This is a genomic window from Bradyrhizobium sp. CCBAU 53338 (genome assembly GCF_015291665.1).
In the GTDB taxonomy this organism is placed as follows: domain Bacteria; phylum Pseudomonadota; class Alphaproteobacteria; order Rhizobiales; family Xanthobacteraceae; genus Bradyrhizobium.
In genome coordinates this window covers 5509515-5531414 of sequence record NZ_CP030048.1, presented here as the reverse complement: position 1 = coordinate 5531414, position 21900 = coordinate 5509515, and the positions used below count along the sequence as shown (strand labels likewise).

The following is a 21900-nucleotide window of genomic DNA, read 5'->3' as shown; positions in this document are numbered from 1 at the left end:
CACCACTCTAGCCGATTATCCGCGCCCCGCATCAAGCCCCTTGGAATGCCTCTCGTGCAGCAATGCGTTCCTACGGCGAAAGCTTCGCCAGCCCCTTCCAGTCGAAGCTGATGCCGTGGCCTGGACGGTTCGGAGCCACTGCCCTGCCGTCCTCGAGCACCAGCGGATGCTCGATGTATTTGTCGAGGCCAAAGCCGTGCGCCTCGAGATACGACCGGTTCGGGCAGGCCGCGAGCAGATGAACGGTGATGTCGTGGGCGCCGTGGCTGGTGACGGGCAGGTTGAAGGCCTCCGCCAGCCGCGCGATCTTCATGAAGGCGGAAACGCCGCCGCAATTGGTGACGTCGGGCTCGGGGTAGGACACCGCGCCTGAAACGATGTAGTTCTTGAACTCCCACAGCGAGCGCAGATTTTCGCCGGCCGCGATCGGCACGCCGCCGGCCTGCATGATGCGGGCATGGCCCGCGACATCGTCGGGGATGACAGGCTCTTCCAGCCAGGTGAGATCGTACGGCACGAAGGCGCGGGCGGCGCGGATCGCTTCTTCCACCGTCCATTTCATGTTGGCATCCGCCATCAGGGGAAAGCCGTCGCCGAGATGCTGTCGCATCGCCGCGACGCGCGCGACGTCGGATTTGAGATCGGGCCGGCCGACCTTCATCTTGATGGCGCGAAAACCCTTGGCGAGATTGCCGACGGTCTGCTTGAGCAGCGCTTCGACCGAGAGATCGAGGTCGATGCCGCCGGCGTAACAGGGCACGCGCGCGTCGAAGCCGCCGAGCAGGCGGAACAGCGGCAGCTTGGCGCGCCGCGCCTTCAAATCCCACAACGCGATGTCGAGCGCGGAGAGTGCCAGCACCGCCGGCCCGCCGCGGCCGCCATAATGCAGGCCCCACCACACGTGATGCCAGATCGCTTCGGTGTCGTCGGCCTCGCGGCCCTCGACCAGCGGCGGGATCTCGCGCTTCAATATATCGGCGACGGCGCCGCCGTTGCGCCCGACCGTGTAGGTGTAGCCGACGCCTTCGGCGCCATCGGCATCGCGGATGCGGCAGGTGATCAGCTCGAACGCCGCGATCTCGCCATGGGTGGAATCGGACAGCGTGACGGGGAGGGGGATCCGGTAGAATCCGGTCTCGATGTCAGCGATGCGTGGCATGTGGCCTCCCTGCGTTTTTCTTTGCAGGCTAGGCCGATGTGCGCTGCCCGGCAAGCGCGGGCAGCGCAGGGCACCTCAGCGCATCGTCGCGAGCTGCAGCGCCAGTGCGCAGGCGCGGTCGTATTCGTCCAGGTTGATCCACTCGTCGATCGTGTGCGCCTCGTTCTGCCCCGCGCCGAAGGTCACGGTCGGGACGCCGTGGCGGACCATCCAGTTGGCATCGAGGCCGCCATTGGCGGCGCGGACGTTCGGCGTGCCGCCGACGGCGGACACCGCCTCGATCGCACGTTTCACGACGGGCAGGTTCTCCTTCATGCGGAACGGATAATAGTCGGTCTCGGCCTTGAACTTGACCTTGCCGGACTTGCCTTGCGCATTGGTGACCTTCTTGGCCGCCTTCTCGAACGCGGCCTTGTAGGCTTTCGTGATCTCCTTGAAGAACTTTCCGTCATGGCTGCGGCATTCGCCGCGCACATGCACGTAGTCGGTGACGACGTTGGTGGCATCGCCCGCGGGACGGCCTTCGCCGCCGGTGACGGGGCCGACATTGCTGGTGCCCATCCGCGCGCTCGTGCCCTTGCCCTTCACCACCTTGCCGAACCAGCCGCCGGCCTTCACGTCGGCGAGCGCCAGCGCCATGATCATGGTCGAGGAGATGCCGCGCTCCGGCGCAACGCCGGCATGCGAGGCGCGGCCGAAGATCTCGACGGTCCAGCGGTCGGCGCCGACCGCGCCGATCACGACGTTGGAGGCCGAGCCGCCGTCGTAGTTGAAGGCCATCACCGGGGATCCCAGCTCGTCCAGCTTGACGTGACGCGCGCCGTACAGCCCGCTCTCCTCGCGCACGCAGAACAGCAGCGTGATCGGCGGATGGTCGAGCTTCTGCTTTTCCAGCTCGGCCGCCAGCGTCACCAGCACGCCGCAGCCGCATCGGTTGTCGCCGCCGAGCGCGGTCCTGGCCTCGTTGACGATCTTGCGGCCGGATTTCTTCGGCTTGGCGCCGGCGCAGAGCGGCACGGTGTCCATGTGCGTCATGAACATGATGCGCGGCTGGTTGTGCAGCGCGCCGCGGCCGGGCAGGTCGACGATGAGGTTGCCGGTTTCGGTCGGCACGGGAATGCGGCTATTGGCGTCGTCGAGGCGGATCGCCTTTTCAGGCACGCCGCTCTCCTTCAGCGCGGCGGTGAGCTCACGCCCGATCGCCGCCTCCTGTCCGGTGACGCCTTCCACGGCGAGGAAGCGCATGAGGCGGTCGGTGGCGGCTTTGGTGTCGACAGGCATGAACTGGATTCCCTTTGATGCTCGAACCACGCATCCTACGAATGCGACGAGGTGTAAGTCAAAAAGATCATCACCCCCACGAGCAGCATCGCCGCCATGAACAGCAGCACCGCCGGCAGCCCCGCGAAGGCCGCGACCGCACCTGACATCGACTGCATCAGTGCGGTGCCGAGGAAGAAGGCGAGGTTCACTGCGGCCAATGCCTTGCCCGCCACTTGCGCGTCCACCAGTTGCCGGCACATGCCGAACAGCAGTGGTTGCGCGGAGGTTGCTAGGCCGATCAGCACGAACAGCACGAGATCATATTGCGGCGGCATGACCGGCACGCCGAACAGCCATGCAACCGCATAATGCGGCGCGCCGAGCGCCATCAGCACCACCAGCAGCGCCGCCAGCGTGTGCGTGCCGGCGACGAGCTCGCGGCGGCGGCCGATCCTGCGGTCGATCATCCCGATGCACAGGGGCCCCGCGATCATCGCCAGCGTGTAGGCGCCGAGCTGATTGCCGGCCTCGACCCGCGACAGGCCCTTGATCTCCATCAGCCATGGCCCGCCCCACAAGCCGCGCAGCACCAGCGAGGTCGCCAGCGACACCATCGCCAGCGCGATCAACCCACGAAGCGGGCGAGATAAGCCGAGCCTGAGCACTTCGATCATCTGCGACAGCGGCGAGGAATCGTCCTTGTGCTCGGCCGGCTGGTTCGGCACCAGCGCGAACACGGCGAGCGCCACCACGACGCCCCCGAGCGCCGCGATCCAGAATCCGGCGCGCCAGCCATATTGATCGACCACGAAGGCGAGCGGGCTCGACGACAGCAGCATGCCGATATTGCCGATCGACAGGATCGCGCCCGACCACAGCCCGAAGCGCGCCGCCGACAATTGCTTGGCGGCCAGCGTCATCGGACACATCAGCATGCCCGATGTCGCGATGCCCAGCAGCAACTGGCCGAAGGCAAAGCTCGAGGGCCCCGTCGCAAAGCCCGACGCGATGGCGCCGACGATGGTTCCCGCGAGCAGGCTGAGCGACACCGGCCGCACGCCGAAGCGGTCCATCGCCGCGCCGACCGGGATCTGCGAGGCCGCAAAGGCGAAATGATAAACCGAGGTGAGGCTCGCCAGCGCCTGCGGCTGCACATGGAAATCCGCCGCCATCAGATCCAGGCTGAGCGCCGGGATGGTGCGCAGCAGGGTCGACAGCATGTGCCCGCAGGCCAAGGCCACCAGCGCAAGGATCAGCGCGCGGGTGCCATGTCCCGCTTCGTCATCGGCAACCGCACTCATCAGCGTCCCGTCCCGGCAAGGGTATTCGCAAGCGTTTTGGCCGGGTTACATGATTGGCGAGGGCATGCCAATGCTGCGAGGGGGCGGCTTATCGCATGGCCCGCCAGCCGTGGCGGCATTGGCCCGTAGCAAGCTCAGACAGATTTGGGCCGGTGGATGGAGAGGTGAAAGCGCCTCTGGTCCGCGATCGCGTAATCGGTGATAAGCATGGGGCGGGACCATCAAGCCTGTCGGGGAGCGCAAAAGTGACCGCAAAGCTTGGCCGGATCATTCTTCTTGGTGCATTTGCGATGTTCTCCGCGCCTGGCGCGGCTCACGCGGCAACCGTCGTGGCCCTTGGCGCCAGCAACACTTTTGGCAAGGGTGTGTCGCGCAGCCAGGCCTATCCCGCACAGCTCGAAGCGCTTCTCCGCGCAAGGGGTCTGAGCGTCCGCGTCGTCAATGCCGGCATCAACGGTGACACCACGGGAGGCATGCTGGCGCGCCTCGATCGCGTGGTTCCGAAGGGAACGAGCGTCGTGATCCTTCAACCCGGCGGAAACGACCGGAGGAAGCTCGCCGCCGACAACACGCCTGCCATCCAGAGCCGGCTGGGCGCGATGGGCATCAAGGTCGTCATGCTTCCGAACGGGATGCTGCGCGGCCTGCCGCATCAACCCGATGGGCAGCATCTCACGCCGGAGGGCTATCACATGCTGGCAGAGCAGCTGGTCGGCGAAGTCGCCGCCGCCCTGGGCAAATAGCGTCGTACCGTCTGTTGGGCCGCCACGCGCAACCAGGTCGGAAGGAGTCATGCGATGAAGATGATCAAGGGACCTGCAATCTTCCTCGCTCAGTTCGCAGCCGACGCGGCGCCGTTCAATTCCTTCGATGCGATCTGCAGATGGGCCGCCTCGCTCGGCTACATCGGCGTGCAGATCCCGAGCTGGGATGCGCGGCTGTTCGATCTGAAGAAGGCGGCGGAGTCGCAAGGCTACGCTGACGAGGTGAAGGGCGTCGCCGCCAGTCACGGTCTCGCGATCACGGAGCTTTCGACCCATCTCCAGGGCCAGCTCGTCGCCGTTCATCCGGCCTATGATTCCGTGTTCGACGGCTTCGCCGCGCCCGAAGTGCGGGGCAATCCGAAGGCACGTACCGAATGGGCCGTCGACCAGGTCAAGTCGGCGATCCGCGCCTCGAAGCGCCTCGGCCTCACGGCGCACGCGACCTTCTCGGGCGCACTCGCCTGGCCCTACATCTATCCGTGGCCGCAACGTCCGCCTGGTCTGGTCGATGAGGCCTTCGACGAGCTTGCGAGGCGATGGCGGCCGATCCTCGACGAGGCCGACGCGCACGGCGTCGATCTCGCCTATGAGATCCACCCCGGCGAAGATCTTCACGACGGCGTCTCCTACGAGATGTTCCTCGACAGGGTGAACAACCATCGGCGCGCGAACCTGCTCTACGACCCCTCGCACTTCGTGCTGCAGCAGCTCGACTATCTCGACTACATCGACATCTACCACGAGCGCATCAAGGCGTTTCACGTCAAGGACGCCGAGTTCAACCCGACCGGCCGGCAGGGCGTCTATGGCGGATTCCAGGGCTGGGTGAACAGGGCCGGCCGCTTCCGCTCGCCGGGGGACGGACAGATCGATTTCGGCGCGGTGTTCTCGAAGCTGACGCAGTATGACTACGGCAGCTGGGCGGTGCTCGAATGGGAATGCGCGCTGAAGCATCCCGAGGACGGTGCGCGCGAGGGCGCCGAGTTCATCAGGAACCACATCATCCGGGTCACCGAAAAGGCCTTCGACGATTTCGCCGGCGCCGGCACCGACGTCGAGATGGTCCGCACGATGCTCGGCATCACCTGAGCGAGGCAACAGATGGCAATCGAGGCAGGCAACGAGACCGGCGGCCACCGCCGCATCCGGCTCGGCATGGTCGGCGGCGGGCAGGGGGCTTTCATCGGCGCGGTGCATCGCATCGCTTTCAGGATCGATGACCAGTTCGAGCTCGTGGCGGGTGCGCTCGCCTCGGACCCTGCGCGCGCCATGGCTTCGGCAAGGGAGCTCGGGATCGCGGCGGACCGCGCCTATGGCGGCTATGAGGAGATGGCACGAGCGGAAGCCGCCCGGCCTGATGGCATCGAGGCGGTCTCGATCGTCACCCCCAATCACATGCATGGTCCGGTGGCAAAGGCTTTCCTCGCAGCCGGCATCCATGTGATCTGCGACAAGCCGCTGACGACTGGTGTCACGGAGGCCGAGGAATTGGCGGCGCTGGTGAAGAAGACCGGCAAGGTCTTCGTCGTCACGCACAATTATGCGGGCTATCCGATGATCCGCCAGGCCCGCGCCATGGTGGCATCAGGCGATCTCGGCGAGATCAGGCTGGTCCAGGCCGAGTATCTGCAGGACTGGCTGACGGAGTGGCTGGAGGCCACGGGCCAGAAACAGGCGGCGTGGCGGACCGATCCGGCCCGCTCCGGCGCCGGCGGCTGCATCGGCGACATCGGAACGCATGCCTATCATCTCGCCTGCTTCGTCAGCGGGCTCGAGCTCGACGAGCTGCTCGCCCAGCTCTCGACCTTCGTGCCGGGCCGGCTGCTCGACGACGACGTCCAGATCCTTCTGAGGTGGAAGGGTGGCGCCAAGGGCATGCTGTGGGCCAGCCAGGTCGCTGTCGGCAACGAGAATGGATTGAAGCTGCGCGTCCACGGCACCAAGGGCGGCCTCGAATGGGCGCAGTCCGATCCGAACTATCTCTGGTTCACGCCCTACGGCCAGCCGAAACGATTGCTGACCCGCGGCGGCGCCGGCGCGTTGCCGGAGGCCGGCCGCGTCACCCGCGTGCCGTCCGGTCACCCCGAAGGTTACCTCGAAGGATTCGCGACGATCTATGCCGAAGCCGCGCGCGCCATTCGCGCCGCCACATCAGGCGTCAAGCCCGATCCGGCGGTGATCTACCCGACGGTGCATGATGGGCTCGCCGGCATGAAGTTCATCGACGCGGCGGTGCGATCATCCGCGGCGAATGGCGCCTGGGTTCGCGTCGATCGATGAACGCCAACTGCAGGCAATCCGAGTCTGCGCTCATTCCTAAGCAGACGTTCCCGCGCGCGGGAGCCGAGGCCGGCTTTTGACCCGGGGCAGACCTAGGGAGCTAAACAATGCGAGCGCTGGAACAAAGCGCATTATCCGCCACGGCAATCCTGACGCAGACCTTACTTCTTCGCGGAGCGACCATCGGCCTTCCCGCAAATTGGGCGACTCCGAATAATCCTTAAGAACGTTCTAACCAACGTTGGGCTATCGTTTCACGTTTGATGAACCGGATCATCTTGCCATGGCTGTCCGTAGCCTTTCGCCATCGCCTGTGCTCGGCATCGAGCGATTTGCGACTGCCGAAGAATATCGTCCCAATGAGGTGGTCGGCGGTGGCGTCAGCGTGCCACTGGACCCGAAGAACTCATCGGCCGTTCGCGCCATTCTACCTTTCCCAAACAGTCTCCTCGTCCTTCAACGGTCTTTCGCGCGCCGCCTGGAGACCAACATGGGCGCTGAATATGGGTTAGGAATGGTTGTCCCCTTGTCCTTCAATGCAACGATCAACGGTCGTGTGTTCGATAATTCAACTGTAGCCGTCATGCGAGGCAAAACGCCTACGATAGCGGTTGAAGAGCAGCCGAATACTTACCTCATGCTCCGCTTTAATTCTGACATGAGGAACCGGGGTTGGGCCGACTTCGACACAGGAATCGTGCCCGCCACCACGACGCTGGACCGCGTAGAGAAGTTGGGCGCCATCATCTTGGAGATGTTTCACTTCGCCGCAAAGGCAAAGCACTTGGACAACGTGCGAGAGCCGATGCACGAAACTCTCGTCGCCGCACTCGATTACATCTTGCTATCCGAAGCGACGCATCGCGAACGCGGGCGCAGCTTCGATAGGTATCAAAAATTGGTCCGTGACTTGGACGAGCTAACTCAATCTAACTCAATGAGTTTGCTCCACTGCGACCAGATAGCAAGAGAACTTAGCGTCAGCCAGCGGACGCTTCAGGCGGCCGTTCATGCAGTTCATGGAATGAGTCCGCATCGATACCTCGCTGGAAAGCGACTTTGGGCTGTTCGCCGCAAACTCAAAGCAGGCGCTCCGATGGCGACGGTCAAAGATATCGCACTGGCAAACGGGTTCTGGCACATGGGCGACTTTTCGCGCGCCTACAAAATCCATTTCGGAGAACTTCCGTCCGAAACTCTGACTCGCGCACGAAGCTCCGGGTAAGCAGAGGAGGGCATAGCCCAACCGCGATCCGACGACAAAAGTCCGTTGCACCGAACAGACGGCTACCTCTGATCAAAACCATACTTGGTGACCCTGTTGCTCCTAACGATGTTTCAGCGGAGCCCAATTTCTGCGCGCTTCTGATTTTCGATAGAAGAATTGCCGGCTTAAGTAAGACATCGACGGTATCAAGCTGCTCGCCAATAACTGCGAGATCGCCATGCCAAAAGTTGTCGTGCTGCCGAATGTCCCGAGCCAGCTTGCGCGTTTCTTCGGAGAGGTCGCCAGCGAGCACATTCCGGAACTTTTGGAGCGGCTCGAGGAATATATGCGAAAGACCACCGCAGTCATCGAACGGTGTGCTGATGGAGAGCGGAAGGACGCCTTGATCGCTCAGCGCTCCGCAATATTGGGCCTTTTGGACCAGGCGCGCACAAAAGCTGGCGGTCTTATTTGAGATCGATGGTATCCACTCTGCAACATGGCAAGCACCTGTAAGCGTGCACTGCCGGCAGATTTGCAATCTTTGGCAGTGTCGCGAGATAATCCATTGCGCGACGGCACTCTTGGCAGATCAAAACAGGTGGATTTTGTTTGTTGCGACGGCCCGTCATACCTACGCTCGCTCACGTGCGCCGCACCGTAGTTTCGGGTCGTACGTTTCACACCTCCGGTGAAATACCGAAGTCTGTCGAAATTCAGCAACTCAACAGAGCCAAGGTCCACGTACTTTCTTAGTGGCTCGATTTGCTGCAGATCAACGTGATGGGGGACAATTTGGCTAGGCTCGAACAATAGTCGAGCGGCACGCCAACCCAACCCTGCCGTTTAGGCTATGGCCCCGGACTCCTAGGCACTCCGGGGCCAACTATTTTCAAACACGAAGGATCTTGGGCGGGCGCAGCGTCCGCCTTTGGCCCATCGCTGCCGCATCCTACGACCGAGGATATGTCGGCTGTCAGGGGTAGAGCGGGCCCAACTTAACCCGGGCCATACCGTCGCGATTGACCCAACTCCGGCCTGGGAGCCTTGTCTCCGCGCGCTTTGTCGGCTTCAATACCTATGGTGACGACGCGCCTGTCCGCTCCAACTCTGATGGTTCAATCGAATGAGGAGACGGGATTTTCTTGCACTAGCTTCGGCGAGCGCACTTGCCTGCTCCGCGCACGCGCAACAGTCCGCTCGGCAGAGGCGGATAGGAATCGTTCTTCCTGGCTGGGACGGTACCAAGATCAATCCCGTTGAGGCCGAATTTCTAGACGGGTTGGTTCGTCACGGTTACGTGGAAGGGCGCAATCTGATCGTGGACCGTTATGCGGCCATGGGCAGCATGGATCGTTTCGCTGATTTGGCAGCAACGGTAGTTGGCAATCACCCGGAGGTTATCGTGACAGGCGCGCCTCCGATGACCTTAGCCCTGAAAGCTGCAACTCAGACGATTCCAATCGTTACCGTCATCGGCGATCCAGTGGCATTGGGGCTCGTGTCCAGTCTAGCGCGACCGGGCGGAAACGTCACAGGCATAACGGTCGATGCGGGTGCTGAGCTTAGTGGTAAGCGGCTGTCGCTCTTGCGGGAAACTCGACCCGATGCAACCCGGCTCGCCTACCTCTCGTCATCCCAGGCGATGCAGCAACCTCAAGCAGCGATGGCGAAACAAGCGGCGGAAGAACTAAAGCTTTCCTTTCTGCACGTCGACCTCGGTAACAGTCTAAATGAGCGAGCCTACAAGGCCGCCTACGACTCGGTCGTGAAGGTGGGTGCCGAACTCTTGCTGGTTTCGGACGAACCTCAACACCTGCCGAACAGTAAGGTGTTGGTCGGTATCGCAACGAACGCGCAAATCCCGGCCATGTATCCGTTTCGCGATCTCGTGGTCGCAGGGGGCCTTATGGCCTATTACCGTGACTTGTTTGATGCGTTCCGCCAAGTCGCCGATCAGGCGGCTCAGATACTCGATGGTGGAAATCCTGCAGAAATGCCATTTCGTCAACCTACCTCCTTCAAGTTCTCGATCAGCACCAAAGCGGCGCGAGAGATTGGGATTACTATCCCACCAACCTTGCTCGCAAGCGCCGACGAGGTGATCGAATAGTGCGTGGATTTTGCGGCGCTGCATGAGCACGAAGACGCAGCTCGGCTAATATGATAGGCGTTGGTGGTGAAACTCTAAAATTTGTTCTTGAGACTTCATTCTAAGCGTAGAACGTCCCGGGACGTTGGAGCCAGATATGGCCCATTTTATTATGCCGCAAACTCAATACGCGCGCAGCGGCGACATAAACATTGCGTACCACGTCATTGGCGACGGACCGATCGATCTTATGATCATCCCTGGCGCGATCTCGCATATTGAGCTCATTCTCGAGCTGCCGGGCGTAATCGACAACGTGCTCCGGCTAGCTCGCTTCGCTCGGATCATAACTTTCGACAAGCGTGGCGTGGGCCTGTCGGACCGAGTACCGGGGGTGCCGTCACTTGAAGAGCGCGTAGACGACATTCGTGCGGTGCTGGATGCGGTGGGGTCCCGCAAAACGGCTCTGTTGGGTTTCTCAGAGGGCAGTGCCATGAGCCTTCTTTTTTCCGCGACTTATCCAGACCGTGTTTCCCACTTGGTTCTAGCGGGCGGGTTCATTCGAGCCGGTTACTCCGTCCCTGAAGCTCAGTTTGAGGCAATTGCGGACCAGATCGTTGCTGGCTGGGGCTCGGGGCAAATGATGAAACGCGTCGTCGGGATAACGGAGGGTACAAAGGAGCAGCTCGCGGCCCTAGGAAAATTCGAGCGGATGAGCTGTAGCCCAGGTGCGTTCAAAGCAGTGATGGTGATGAATCGACGCATAGATGTCGAACCTATTTTGCAAAGTGTGCGGGTGCCAACTCTTCTACTTCACAGCAAGATGGATGCTGTTGTTCCCGTCGCTGAGGGACGGAAGCTGGCGCATGCGATTGTTGGAGCAAAGTACGTCGAATATGACAATCTTCCGCACGGTCTTCTACTTACTCCGGGATGCGAAGAGGTGATGGACGACATCGAGGAGTTTGTCACAGGGCACCGACCTGACATTTCGGATGACGTTGGCCGCGTCCTGGCGACCGTATTGTTTACCGACATAGTCAACTCAACGACACGAGCGATAGAGCTCGGGGATCGTCGTTGGCGCGCTCTTTTGGACACTCATGATCGCTTGGCCGCTCAAGTCGTCGAGAAGCATCGGGGAAAGATAGTCAAGAACACAGGCGATGGGATTTTAGCCATGTTCGATGGCCCCGGACGCGGTGTTCGTTGCGCTTTGGCGCTCGGTGAAGCCGCCCAGCAGATTGGTTTGCCTATACGCGCGGGGCTGCACACGGGTGAGGTCGAGATGCGTGGCGACGACGTAGGTGGAATTGCGGTTCATGTCGCTGCCCGGATTATGGGGCAGTCGGGCGAGAACGAAGTATTTGTGTCGCGCGTCGTTACCGATTTGGTTGCTGGTGCCGGATTAACGTTCACAAACCGAGGCTCGTTTGATCTGAAGGGACTGCCGGGGCATTGGGATTTGTTCGCGGCCGTTCAATAGCTCAGACGGCGTAGACGACACATTCAGCTCATGTCTCCTTGTGGCCCGTGGCTGACCCAAGGCGGGGAACGGCTGAAGTCCGCTGATGGACCCAGAGCGGTCATCGAACTTTCGTACGGTATCGTCCATCGTCGAACTCATTTAATGTTCGCCCTTTAATGTCGGCCTTTGTTCAACATGCTGTCACCCATTGGGAGCATTTGAGTAGAGAAAATGAAACGGCGCGATCTCATCACGATGATTGCGGTTTCCGTGGCAGGCTGGCCGCTATCGATCCGGGCAGGCCAGTCGGCGGGTCCTCCCCTGATTGGCGTCTTGTTCGCCGACAGTGCCGAAAGCCCTTTCGCCAAATTGTTCACGGCTGCGTTTCCCCAGCGGCTTGAAGACCAGCGCAGTCCGGCGTCCGGCGCTAAAGCAGTAATCCAGTATCGTTTTTCAGGTGGAGACACCGATGCAACGCGGGCTTGCGCCAAAGAACTAATAGAGATGCGACCGTCTGTCATTGTTGCCGTGACGAATACGTCAATGGCGGCTTTGCATCACGAAGCTACGACTATTCCGGTTGTATTTGTAAACGTCAGCGATCCAGTAGGAATGGGATATGTTGAAAGCCTGTCGCACCCAGGAGGCAGTGTCACCGGCGCCACGCCGTTCGAACCGTCGATGGGCAGCAAGTGGTTGTCTTCCTTGAAGGAGCTGGCGCCCTCGATTGAAGGCTTGGGCGTCATCTTCAATCCTGAGCCGGGCAACAACTCCATGGGTTTCTTGCGGGCCATCGAAAGTGCCGCACCATCTTTCGCTATCAAGAGGATCGTCACTCCCCATGCAAACAGCGCGGACATCGAACGCACCATCGTCGACCTCGGAAACACGTCACGCCGCGGTTTGGTTTTTCTCCCGGATGCCGTCACGTATGCGCGTCGAAATGAACTCGTCCAATTGATAGCAAGGCAGCGCCTTCCGGCAATCTACCCTTGGCGCGATTTTGTCGTCGCCGGTGGGCTCATATCTTACGGTCCCGATGCGGGGTACACGGACGAATTCCTCAGAGAAGTGGCGGGGTACGTCAATCGTATCCTTACAGGAGAGAAGCCAGCCGAAATGCCGGTGCAAGCGCCCACAAAGTTGGTTTTAAGTATCAACGCAAGGACGGCGAAAGCGCTCGGTCTCGAAATCCCAGCAAGGCTAATGGCGCTCGCTGACGAGATGATTGAATAGCTCGCAAAGCTACTTTCGGCAGAACGGCGCTGTTGACCCAACGCCGACATGCGCTCGGGCAGGCAAGGTTTTCTTTTGATCCGCGTCACTGGCGCAAGATCATCCGTGATCTGCCGCTCTGAAGCGCCAGCTTCAGCCGCATCAATTTGGGCTAATCGACGTCCTCTAGGGGCGCGCCTGTAAACGGAACGACCGATGCAAGTAGGCGTGTGATCTGAATCACTGATCGTCGCTAGTAGTTGCCGTATCCCGCAACTACGAGGAGAAGTATCCCTTCGTAAAACAGGAGATTGCAATGAAGACGAACGCTGCTGAGCGAGAAATCGATACGCTTTGCGATAGCGAATTGGATTCAGTTTCCGGCGGGCGGCCAAATGATATTATGAGAATCTGGCTACCTAACATCGGGATGGAAATTTCGTGCACCCCGGACGGAAGCCACAGCTGGGTCGATTGGCCTACTGTCTTACACTGATCGCGCCACAGCGGCCCGGGCCGTGGTAGGTCCGGGCCAGCTTCTAGGCGGGCCGCGCTGCCGATCCTCCCGGCGTCTGCGGCGGCAGTCCAGCAAAACTGCTATAAGCCGTTATGGCGTACCAACGGTGTGATCGAGGGATGCCCGCGTGTGGCCGATCGCTGCCGCATCCTACGACCGAGGATATGTCGGCTGCTTGGCCCGTGGCAGACATGTCGAGGTCGCGAGCGGCGCCTGCTTTTGATCCGAAGCAGACTAATCCGTGTTTATGGAAAATTGAGCATCTGTGGCGCGATTGATTGACGCGCCGGACATGCACAACCAAAAGTAAGTTCGGGCTGGGCATCTGATCGCGAGGGAGGATGGCAATTGCGTTTGGGGCTCATATTCCCCCTTGCGGTCGGGATTATAGTTTTCTTCACCGCATTGGCGTTCTTGCTGCTGCGAGCACCGATAACTGCCGAACGCTCGATCGGCGCGCAAACATTAGAGCCGATCGAAGAAAACCCAACCGCTCACAAGGCCGGTGGCGCGGGCTTCACGTTGATCGCTGCTGCTGGCATCGGGATACTTTGGTTCTTTGTTTGGAAGTTGATAGCAATCACACTGCAATACCTGTTTGTAAGCGGAACTTCGTCGCGCGGATTTCCAGTAGTGTCGCTATCTTTCGCCATTTCGGTAGCAGCGATGTGCGTGATCGTTCTGCTTTTACGTCACGTCAGCGGACGTCCCCCGTAGAGCCGTCCACACATGGCTCGTAGCCGACTTACGGCGGGGAGCGGCGAAGTTCGCTAGTGACCCCTGAGCGGAAACGAGGTCGTCTAGACGGGCCGCCTCCTTCCCGTCTGAAGTTCTTGGAATTTACCAATTTCAGATGAACAGCGGCCAGCTCTGCATCGGTCGCGCGCTACAGCCTCACTTACGTCAAGGACGGTGGCCGTTGGCTCATCGTCGATCATCATTCCTCGGCGTTGCCATCACCTCCGAAGCAAGGCTGCGGAAGGCGTGGTCGGCTTGTGGACCCAAGGCGCTCTTTTGGCCTCTAGCCCTGCGACCGTTGTGTGTGGTCATATGATCGCCATGGGCGTTACACGGCGGGAGGACGAATGAAGCGGCGCGAATTCGTCGGACTGATCGGGGGTGCCGTGACGTGGCCCGCGGTCGTGCGAGCGCAGCAGTCGAAAAAAATTCCCAGGGTTGGTGTCCTCTGGCAGGGAGCAAATGCCGAGACCCATCCATACTTCAAGCCGCTGCGAGATGGCTTCAAGGCCATTGGATATGGCGAGGACAGCATAATCTTCGAGGATCGGTTCTTCGACAAAAATTCGGAGAACCTCGATTTGTTGGCAAGGCAATTGGTTGAGTTGAAGTGCGACGTTTTGATGGGAATCACCATTCCGCCGGCCCTGGCGCTTCAGCGGGCAACGAGCAGCATTCCCATTGTCTTTGTATACAACCCAAATCCGGTGGGATCCGGCCTTGTGTCGAGCCTCAATCGTCCAGGAGGAAATGTCACGGGAATCGCGCATGTCACGGCGTATCTTGCCGCGAAGCGCGTGGAACTGCTCAAGGATACCATTCCCTCGCTGTCGAGCGTTGCAATGATCTGGGACCCGAGTCCTGCATTTCATTTTGCCACCCAGCCAGAGCTCGAGGATACGGGCAAAGCCGCAAAACAGCTCGGACTGTCATTCGGGTCGTTCGAATGCAGCGGCCCGGAAGGTCTTGAAGATGCGTTTTCGAAGGCGAGTCGGTTTGGCGCGGCGATACTCGGCGCCAGTGGGTGGCACGTCTTCGTATTGCGGCGAATAGCGGAACTAGCCGTTGCAGCAAAGCTGCCGGTGATCGGTCAGGCTGATCCTTATCCTGAAGCCGGGCTTTTGATGTCCTATGGAGCAAATTGGACGACAGTCGCCCGAGACGCGGCTCCGCTGGTGAAGAAAATTCTCGAAGGTGAAAAGCCCGAAAACATTCCGGTTCAGGAGCCGACGGCATTCGATCTGGTGTTCAATCTCAAGACGGCGCAGGTGCTCGGCCTTCAAGTCCCACCAATCATGCTGGCACGGGCAACACGGGTAATCGAGTGAAAGTGCCGTCTCCGGAGCTTTCCTCCGGCCCGTGTGAGACCGCGCGACGAACGCTGGAGATGTCCGCCCATTGGGGCTGAGCTGCTATCCGGCATCGCATTCGTTCACGCGCTCCTCCCGTCGCGCAGCGATGCTGATGGCCGGCGGCGCTACGGGTTCGAGGGTGACGCCTGCGTCCGACGCCGGCAAATTGCTTCTATTGTCCTGCTTCCGCGAGCAGCATCGTCGGGTAGACCGGCTTGGTGAAGAACTTCGCGCCGGGCGGCAGCGGCCGGGGCAGCGGCCGGCCGGAGATCACGATGATCCGCATGTCGGCATTGTGCTGCTTGGCGAAGTGCGCCAGATCCACGCCGTCCATCTTCCCGACCAGATTGATGTCGGTGACCATCAGGGAGGGGTGGCGGACTTTCAGCGCCAGGGCGGCGGTCTCTGCGTCCTCGCACTGGAGCACGTCAAAATTGCTCTCTTCGAGCAGCAGCGCGAGCATCTCTCGCTGAATGTCGTCATCTTCGACGACGATTGCGGTCGGCCGGATCGGCTTTGACTGGCCCATGATTGCACCTCATTCCTATCATTTGTTAAGCGCGAAGGGCGGAATATGTTCCCAGCGTGGTGCGCTCGATTTCGCTCTCGCTTGGGTTGCCGATTGTTTCCGAGCCTGCGGGCAGTCGGCGCAGAAGACTCTCCGCTTCGATCAGTACGGCGCGAACGAACCTCCGCTCCTCGATCGCCTCGCTCGTGAAGTAGCCGTGCGTGACGGCATTGCTGTTCCCAAACGGCGCCCCGGAGCCTGCGGCCCCTCCGTGCATGCGGCAGCGCGCCTTGCCGCGCAGCGCGGGCGCGCGGCACGGTTCACCGCGACGTGATTGCGCGCCGCAGCGCGGGCTCGCCTGCATCGCGCCGGTGTTGCGGACGTGGCTCATGCGGGAACGGCATCCGCCAGGCCCGGCTGCGCGGCGATCAGGCTCGCATGTTGCGTGAAATGGCCGACGACGGCCTTGCCGCCATCCTGCACCGACAGATTCTGCACCGTGATCGCGCACGCGCCGTTGCTGCGATGCCGGTTCAGGGCCTCCATCATGCTCGCGAAGGTGCGCGACAGCCGGGTGAGGGCGCGCGTCAGGCTCTCCTGCTGCGGCACGTCGTCCGTGCAGGCGAGGCGGCAGGCGCAGCGCATCGCCGCGACCTGAATGCCCACCATCTGCGCCGCCAGCATGGCCTCGAGCGAATCCTTCGGCGCAATGCTTTTCAGCATCGAGACCATGAAGGAGAGGTTGCTTTGGTCGGGCTTTCGCGCAACCGCGCTGGCTTTCACGAGCTGGCTCAGGAGGCCATGCAACGCGTCGCGGTCGGCGGCGCCGAGCGCCTCGGCCAGGAGCTGTTCGCCGGCGCCTGGGTCGGCGTGGTCGATCACGATGCGGTTGCGGCGAAGCCTTACCTTCGGGCTTGCGATCGCCGCGGCACGATCGTTGATCGTGACGGGGATGGTCTTGGTACGGGTCAGGGATGTCGTCATGCGGTGTGTCCTTTGGCCGTGCAGGCGCAAGGGCTCGCGGCCGGCAAAGCCGGTCGCACCCCTGCTGTACGGCGGTTGTGAGTTTCGGACGTCGATGAGGCGTTTTCGCGCAGCAAGGCCTGCGGCGCTCCCGTCACCGGGCGTAGCGCGGAGAATGGCCGATATCGCGATGATGCCATCATGCTCCTGTTTTGCCCGACGAGTCAAACGGGATTTCGGAGATTCAGCAGATGACGTCACGGGGCCGGCTACGGTGCATGGGGTTGTTTTGGCGTTTTGTCCGGGCCCGCTCACAGCCACAGGATCTGCTTGCGATAGCCGAGGTCGTTGAGCAGCGGAGCCGCGGGTCCCTGGTGGAACACGGCGCCGCGCTCCAGCGCGAAGACGCGGTCGGCCAGCGCCAGCACGAGATCGAGATTGTGCTCGACGATCACGATCGACATGTGGCTGCGGAGCTGGTCGAACACCCTGAACAGCTCGAGCGTCACGGCCGGCGCGAGACCCTCGAACGGCTCGTCGAGCAGCAGCAGGCGTACATTGCCCGACATCGCGCGGGCGACCGCGACCATCTGCTGCTCGCCGCCGGACAGATAGTCCGCCGCGATGTTCATGCGCTCCTTCAGCCGGGGGAAGTATTGCAGGATCTGCTCCTCGTGCCAGACCACGCCGTCGCCGCCGTCGGTCTTGCGCGCGAGGCGCCCGAGCGCGAGGTTCTCGCGCACGGTCATGCCGGCGAACAGCCCGCGCCCCTGCGGCACATAGCCGATGCCGCGGCGGGCGATGTCGGGGGCGGGGAGGCTTGCAATGTCATCGCCGCGATAGGCGATGCTGCCCGACGCCGCCGGCACGAGACCGGCGATGGTTTTCAGCAGCGTCGACTTGCCGGCACCGTTGCGTCCGAGCAGCGCGACGATCTCGCCCTCGCGCACGTCGAGCGCGGCGTCGTTGAGGATGTGGCTCTTGCCGTAGAACGTGTTGACGCCGTCGAGCCGCAGCACGGTCTCGCGCGTGCCGGCTGTCTCGTCGCTGCGCCGATGCTCGACAGGAGGAATCCCCTTGCCGGTATAGATCTCCTGCACCCGCAGGTCGGCTCGCACCGCCTTGGGGCAGTCGGACATCAGCACCTCGCCCTGGTTCATCACGGTGACCACTTGCGAGAATCCCAGCACGCGGTCGATGTCGTGCTCGACGATCAGCACGGGAATGTTCGCGGCGATGTTCCTGACGAGGTTGGACACGCGCTCGCGCTCGGCCGCGGCGAGGCCCGCGAGCGGCTCGTCGAGCAGCAGCACCTGGGGCTTGGAGCCGAGCGCGATGCCGAGATCGACCAGCCGCTGCCCGCCATAGGAGAGCTCGCCGCCCTCGATCTCCTCGATGCCCTCGAGCCCGAGAAACTTCGTCAGTGCGGCGGTCTCGGCGTGGATGTCCTCGTACGCGTCGATGTCGTTCCAGATGTTGAAGCGCATGGCGCGCCGCGCCTGCAGCGACAGGCGCAAATTCTCGTAGATCGAGAGCCCGCGAAACAGGTTGGTGATCTGGAACGAGCGCGCCAGCCCCTGGTGGCAGATCAGGTTCGCCGGCACGCCGGCGATGTCGCGCCCATGCAGGCGGATCGTGCCCCGGTCGGGCGCGTAGAGGCCGGAGACCAGATTGAACAGCGTGGTCTTGCCGGCGCCGTTCGGGCCGATCAGCGCGTGGATTTCGCCGGCGGCGACCTCGAGGCTGGCGTTCTCGACTGCGCGGATGCCGCCGAACTTTCGCGAGACCCCGCTGACCTCGAGCACGGTGCCCGTCAACGCCTCCGGCCGCAGGAAGTCGGGCAGCGGCAGGCCGTCATAGATCTTGCGCCGGCTCATCGCCGCCGTCTCTTCCGGCGGTGGACGGAGGCGCCGCATGATCAGCGAACCGATCCCGACGAGGCCGCCGGGCGAATACATCACGAAGGCCACGAAAATGAGGCCGAACCAGAACAGCCAGTCCGACGTCCAGATCGAGAACAGCTCCCGGAACAGGATGAAGAACACCGCGCCGAGCGCGGGCCCGAGCAGGCTGCGCATGCCGCCGATCACCACCATCGCCAGTAGCTCGCCGGCGAACGGCACCGAGACGGCTTCGGCCGAGACGAGATAGTTCAGGAACGCGATCAGCGCGCCGGCGAGTCCCGTGACGACGGCGGAGATCACGAACACCGCGAGCTTGTAGCGCTCGACCGGATAGCCCTGAAAGCTCGCGCGCAGCTGGTTCTCGCGGATCGCGACCAGCACGTGCCCGAACGGGGAGCGCACCAGGCGCATCAGCACGTAGAGTACGGCGAGGCCGACGATCGCGACCACGATGTAATAGTTGAGCGCGCTGTCGAAGTTGACGGCGCCGATGCCGCCGCGCTTCAGCCCGCCAAGCCCGTCCTCGCCGCCGGTGAGGCTCGTCCAGCGAAAGGCTGTGGTATAGACGAGGGCTGCCAGCGCCAGCGTCAGCAGCGAGAAATAGACGCCGCGCCGGCGCAGGATCAGCAGGCCCGTGATGATCGAGGCGATCGCGACAACGGCCATCGATCCCAGGAGTGGCAGCCAGATCTGACCCGGGAAGAAATGCAACTGGATCAAACCGGCTGCATAGGCACCGATACCGAACCAGGTGCTGTGGCCGAACGAGACCAGGCCGGTGTAGCCGATGCAGAGGTTGAGCCCCATCGCCGCGATGGCAAGGCCGAGTATCCACGTGCCGGTGTTGAGCGACAGCCCCAGCGCCCGCAACAGGAACGGCAGTGCGATCATCGCAACGATCGCGATCAGCAGCGGCCTCAGCCGCTCGATGGTCGAGGCATTCCTCATTCGAACTTCTCGATGCGTTCGCCGAGCAGGCCGCGCGGGCGCACCAGCAGCACCAGGAACATCAGGAGGTAGATCGAGGCTTCACCTGCCGCCGGCTCGAAATGGATGGCGATGCCGCGCACGACGCCGACGAGAAGGGCGGCGATGACGACGCCCCAGAAACTGCCGAGCCCGCCGATCACGACCACGACGAAGGCGATGGTCATGATGTCCGAGCCCATCGCCGGATGCACCGTCGTGATCGGCGCGAAGAAGGCGCCGCCGAGCGCGGCGAGGCCGACGCCGAGCATCACGATCGCGGTCATGTAGGGCTGCAGGCGAATGCCGAGTGCCGCCACCATGTCCGGCCGCTGGATGCCGGCGCGCACCACGCGTCCGAACGAGGTCTTTTGCAGCAGCCACCAGACGCCAAGCAGGATCGCCGCGACCACGCCGAGGATCAGCAGGCGATAGCGCGAGAACAGGAAGTCGCCGACGATGACCGAGCCGCGAAAGCTCTGCGGGATCTCGGTCGAGACGGGGGCGGCGCCCCAGATCATGCGGATCGCCTGCTCCGCGACCATCGCAAGACCGAAGGTCACGAGCAGGCTGAGAATCGGATCAGCCGTGTAGAAGCGGCGCAGGATGAAGCGCTCGAACAGGATGCCGAGCAGTGCCACAGCCAGCGGCGAGATCACCACGGAGGCGCCGAAGCCGAGGCGGCTGGTCAGTTCGACGCAGACATAGGCGCCGAGCGCATAGAATGCGCCATGCGCGAGATTGACGATGCCGCCGACGGAGAAGATCAGCGACAGCCCGAGCGCGATGAGCAGGTAATAGCCGCCGAGCACGAGGCCGTTGACCACCTGTTCCAGCAAGAACTCGAACTGCATGTTGCGTCCTTGCCGCGCGCGAGCGCGTCAGGCTTTCATCTCGCAAGGGTTCTGTTCCTTGGTCGGGTAGATCGTCTCCAGCGGATCCTTCGCCGCCGGCACCGGCTCGCCCAGCACCAGCATGTCCCACTGGTCCTTCATCTGGTCTTTCGGTTTGACCGTGAACGGATAGGCTTCCTGCACCAGCTGATGATCCCAGGCGCGGAAGTACGCCTTGCGCGCCTTGCCGATGTCGAACTGCGCCTGCTTCTCGAAATAGGCGATCAACTCGCCGCTGTCGGTCGACTTGGTGGTGTTGATCGCCTCCGCCAGCAGCTTCAGGGTGATGTAGTCGATCCAGGCATGGTTCTCCGGCGGCTTGCCGTATTTCTTGGTGAAGGCCGCGACGAAGGCCTGCGATGTCGGGTTTTGCAGCGTGTGATACCAGACCGTCGGCCAGGTGCCGCTGAGATTGCCCGCGCCTGCGGCCCAGGCATCGCCGGTGTTGAGGTTGAAGCCGACCAGCGGATAGGGGAAGCCGAACTCGGCATATTGCTTGACGAGATTGGTCACCTGGTTGCCGGCGAGGTTGCAGCAGACCACGTCCGGCTTTGCCTGCCGGACCTTCAGCAGATACGGGCTGAAGTCGGTCACGTCGGTCGCGATCAGCTCGTCGCCGATCAGGTTGGCATCATGCGCGCCGAAGAACACCTTTGCGGCCTTCAGCAGGTCATGGCCGAAGATGTAGTCCGCCGTCAGCGTGAAGAACTTCTTGCCCTTCACCATGCCCTGCTGCGATAGCGCGGTGCCGACCGCGTTCACCATCACGGTGTTGGGAATGTCGCAGTGGAACGAATATTTGTTGCAGCTCTTGCCGCGCAGCGCGTCCGAGCGGGCGCCGGTCGAGAAGAACACCTTCTTGTTGCGCTCGGCCACCTGCATGATGGTAAGCGCGGAGGCCGACGAGATTTCACCGAGCAGCACCACCGCGCCGTCCTGCTCCAGCATGCGCTGCGCCTTGGTCGCGGCGGTCGCGGGGTTGATCGAATCTTCCGAGAGAAGGTCGATCTGCTTGCCAAGAATGCCGCCGGAGGCGTTGATCTCTTCCGCTGCGAGCTTCACGCCGAGTTGGGCGTAGCCGCCGATCACGCCGAGAAAGCCGGTGAGCGGCGTCAGGTGTCCGATCCGGATCTTATCGGCCTGCGCCCTCAAGATGGCGGGAAAGCCGAGCGCGGCAGCGCCGGCAAAAGCTGCGCCCGCGCGCAACAACGTCCGTCGTGGGTAGCGGATCATCTCTGTCTCCTCCCGGGGTGCATCGCGTGCCTCCCTTCAAAACCGGGTATCCGGTATTGTGAGAGAGCTTGTTTTAA

Annotated in this window: 19 protein-coding genes; 10 read left to right on the top strand and 9 right to left on the bottom strand. The window is 62.2% G+C overall.

Going from position 1 to position 21900, the window contains the following annotated elements; translation table 11 throughout:
• Positions 1 to 70: 70 nt before the first annotated feature.
• From XH90_RS25915 to XH90_RS25905, 3 genes are all read right to left on the bottom strand, one after another.
• Positions 71 to 1159 carry a mandelate racemase/muconate lactonizing enzyme family protein gene (locus XH90_RS25915; protein ID WP_194477137.1) on the bottom strand — a complete coding sequence of 363 codons (1089 nt, stop codon included), beginning with the start codon at positions 1157 to 1159 and terminating at the stop codon, positions 71 to 73.
• A gap of 75 nt (positions 1160 to 1234) precedes the next feature.
• On the bottom strand, positions 1235 to 2440 hold the full coding sequence (locus XH90_RS25910) for a M20/M25/M40 family metallo-hydrolase (protein WP_194477136.1): 1206 nt from the start codon (positions 2438 to 2440) through the stop codon (positions 1235 to 1237).
• A gap of 35 nt (positions 2441 to 2475) precedes the next feature.
• The gene (locus XH90_RS25905; RefSeq protein WP_194477135.1) at positions 2476 to 3723 is read right to left on the bottom strand and encodes an MFS transporter; all 1248 of its coding nucleotides are present in this window, start codon (positions 3721 to 3723) and stop codon (positions 2476 to 2478) included.
• Between the two features lie 245 nt (positions 3724 to 3968).
• On the opposite strand from XH90_RS25905, the gene XH90_RS25900 reads away from it, so the two are divergent.
• The 10 genes from XH90_RS25900 to XH90_RS25855 all read left to right on the top strand — a co-directional run bounded on the left by XH90_RS25900 (position 3969) and on the right by XH90_RS25855 (position 15332).
• Entirely contained in the window at positions 3969 to 4466 is a 498-nt protein-coding gene (locus XH90_RS25900) for a GDSL-type esterase/lipase family protein (protein WP_309493927.1), read from the top strand.
• 54 nt (positions 4467 to 4520) lie between these two features.
• Entirely contained in the window at positions 4521 to 5576 is a 1056-nt protein-coding gene (locus XH90_RS25895; RefSeq protein ID WP_194477134.1) for a sugar phosphate isomerase/epimerase, read from the top strand.
• 12 nt (positions 5577 to 5588) lie between these two features.
• Positions 5589 to 6767 carry a Gfo/Idh/MocA family protein gene (locus XH90_RS25890; RefSeq protein WP_194477133.1) on the top strand — a complete coding sequence of 393 codons (1179 nt, stop codon included), beginning with the start codon at positions 5589 to 5591 and terminating at the stop codon, positions 6765 to 6767.
• Between the two features lie 241 nt (positions 6768 to 7008).
• The gene (locus tag XH90_RS25885; RefSeq protein ID WP_246755586.1) at positions 7009 to 7992 is read left to right on the top strand and encodes a helix-turn-helix domain-containing protein; all 984 of its coding nucleotides are present in this window, start codon (positions 7009 to 7011) and stop codon (positions 7990 to 7992) included.
• Between the two features lie 220 nt (positions 7993 to 8212).
• Complete coding sequence (locus XH90_RS25880; protein WP_194477132.1) at positions 8213 to 8449, top strand: hypothetical protein; 237 nt, start codon at positions 8213 to 8215, stop codon at positions 8447 to 8449.
• Positions 8450 to 9100: 651 nt separating this feature from the next.
• Complete coding sequence (locus tag XH90_RS25875) at positions 9101 to 10087, top strand: ABC transporter substrate-binding protein (RefSeq protein WP_194477131.1); 987 nt, start codon at positions 9101 to 9103, stop codon at positions 10085 to 10087.
• A gap of 136 nt (positions 10088 to 10223) precedes the next feature.
• Entirely contained in the window at positions 10224 to 11552 is a 1329-nt protein-coding gene (locus XH90_RS25870; RefSeq protein WP_194477130.1) for an adenylate/guanylate cyclase domain-containing protein, read from the top strand.
• 213 nt (positions 11553 to 11765) lie between these two features.
• On the top strand, positions 11766 to 12770 hold the full coding sequence (locus tag XH90_RS25865; protein WP_194477129.1) for an ABC transporter substrate-binding protein: 1005 nt from the start codon (positions 11766 to 11768) through the stop codon (positions 12768 to 12770).
• An 844-nt stretch (positions 12771 to 13614) separates the two neighbouring features.
• A complete protein-coding gene (locus XH90_RS25860) occupies positions 13615 to 13983 on the top strand; it encodes a hypothetical protein (RefSeq protein ID WP_194477128.1) in 369 nt (122 codons plus the stop codon).
• Positions 13984 to 14351: 368 nt separating this feature from the next.
• Positions 14352 to 15332, top strand: coding sequence for an ABC transporter substrate-binding protein (locus XH90_RS25855; protein ID WP_194477127.1), 981 nt, complete (start codon positions 14352 to 14354; stop codon positions 15330 to 15332).
• A gap of 196 nt (positions 15333 to 15528) precedes the next feature.
• On the opposite strand, the gene XH90_RS25850 is transcribed toward XH90_RS25855, so the two are convergent.
• The 6 genes from XH90_RS25850 to XH90_RS25825 form a co-directional block, all read right to left on the bottom strand.
• Positions 15529 to 15885: a response regulator gene (locus XH90_RS25850; protein ID WP_194477126.1), complete on the bottom strand. Its 357-nt coding sequence runs from the start codon at positions 15883 to 15885 to the stop codon at positions 15529 to 15531.
• A 25-nt stretch (positions 15886 to 15910) separates the two neighbouring features.
• Positions 15911 to 16255, bottom strand: coding sequence for an HGGxSTG domain-containing protein (locus XH90_RS25845; RefSeq protein ID WP_246755584.1), 345 nt, complete (start codon positions 16253 to 16255; stop codon positions 15911 to 15913).
• Entirely contained in the window at positions 16252 to 16848 is a 597-nt protein-coding gene (locus XH90_RS25840) for a hypothetical protein (protein WP_194477125.1), read from the bottom strand. Before XH90_RS25840 ends, XH90_RS25845 begins: the two co-directional genes overlap by 4 nt.
• 290 nt (positions 16849 to 17138) lie before the next feature.
• Positions 17139 to 19679, bottom strand: a complete 2541-nt coding sequence (locus XH90_RS25835) for a branched-chain amino acid ABC transporter ATP-binding protein/permease (protein ID WP_194477124.1) — start codon at positions 19677 to 19679, stop codon at positions 17139 to 17141.
• Positions 19676 to 20551, bottom strand: coding sequence for a branched-chain amino acid ABC transporter permease (locus XH90_RS25830; protein ID WP_194477123.1), 876 nt, complete (start codon positions 20549 to 20551; stop codon positions 19676 to 19678). The genes XH90_RS25835 and XH90_RS25830 overlap by 4 nt, the downstream gene beginning before the upstream one ends.
• Before the next feature lie 27 nt (positions 20552 to 20578).
• The gene (locus tag XH90_RS25825; RefSeq protein ID WP_194477122.1) at positions 20579 to 21823 is read right to left on the bottom strand and encodes an ABC transporter substrate-binding protein; all 1245 of its coding nucleotides are present in this window, start codon (positions 21821 to 21823) and stop codon (positions 20579 to 20581) included.
• Between the last annotated feature and the right edge of the window lie 77 nt (positions 21824 to 21900).

Coding starts and splice junctions, on each gene's coding strand:
- XH90_RS25825 (WP_194477122.1), bottom strand. CDS start 21,823: ATGATCCGCTACCCACGACGGACGTTGTTGCGCGCGGGCGCAGCTTTT.
- XH90_RS25895 (WP_194477134.1), top strand. CDS start 4,521: ATGAAGATGATCAAGGGACCTGCAATCTTCCTCGCTCAGTTCGCAGCC.
- XH90_RS25845 (WP_246755584.1), bottom strand. CDS start 16,255: ATGAGCCACGTCCGCAACACCGGCGCGATGCAGGCGAGCCCGCGCTGC.
- XH90_RS25890 (WP_194477133.1), top strand. CDS start 5,589: ATGGCAATCGAGGCAGGCAACGAGACCGGCGGCCACCGCCGCATCCGG.
- XH90_RS25865 (WP_194477129.1), top strand. CDS start 11,766: ATGAAACGGCGCGATCTCATCACGATGATTGCGGTTTCCGTGGCAGGC.
- XH90_RS25830 (WP_194477123.1), bottom strand. CDS start 20,551: ATGCAGTTCGAGTTCTTGCTGGAACAGGTGGTCAACGGCCTCGTGCTC.
- XH90_RS25875 (WP_194477131.1), top strand. CDS start 9,101: ATGAGGAGACGGGATTTTCTTGCACTAGCTTCGGCGAGCGCACTTGCC.
- XH90_RS25835 (WP_194477124.1), bottom strand. CDS start 19,679: ATGAGGAATGCCTCGACCATCGAGCGGCTGAGGCCGCTGCTGATCGCG.
- XH90_RS25840 (WP_194477125.1), bottom strand. CDS start 16,848: ATGACGACATCCCTGACCCGTACCAAGACCATCCCCGTCACGATCAAC.
- XH90_RS25850 (WP_194477126.1), bottom strand. CDS start 15,885: ATGGGCCAGTCAAAGCCGATCCGGCCGACCGCAATCGTCGTCGAAGAT.
- XH90_RS25910 (WP_194477136.1), bottom strand. CDS start 2,440: ATGCCTGTCGACACCAAAGCCGCCACCGACCGCCTCATGCGCTTCCTC.
- XH90_RS25870 (WP_194477130.1), top strand. CDS start 10,224: ATGGCCCATTTTATTATGCCGCAAACTCAATACGCGCGCAGCGGCGAC.
- XH90_RS25905 (WP_194477135.1), bottom strand. CDS start 3,723: ATGAGTGCGGTTGCCGATGACGAAGCGGGACATGGCACCCGCGCGCTG.
- XH90_RS25855 (WP_194477127.1), top strand. CDS start 14,352: ATGAAGCGGCGCGAATTCGTCGGACTGATCGGGGGTGCCGTGACGTGG.
- XH90_RS25915 (WP_194477137.1), bottom strand. CDS start 1,159: ATGCCACGCATCGCTGACATCGAGACCGGATTCTACCGGATCCCCCTC.
- XH90_RS25880 (WP_194477132.1), top strand. CDS start 8,213: ATGCCAAAAGTTGTCGTGCTGCCGAATGTCCCGAGCCAGCTTGCGCGT.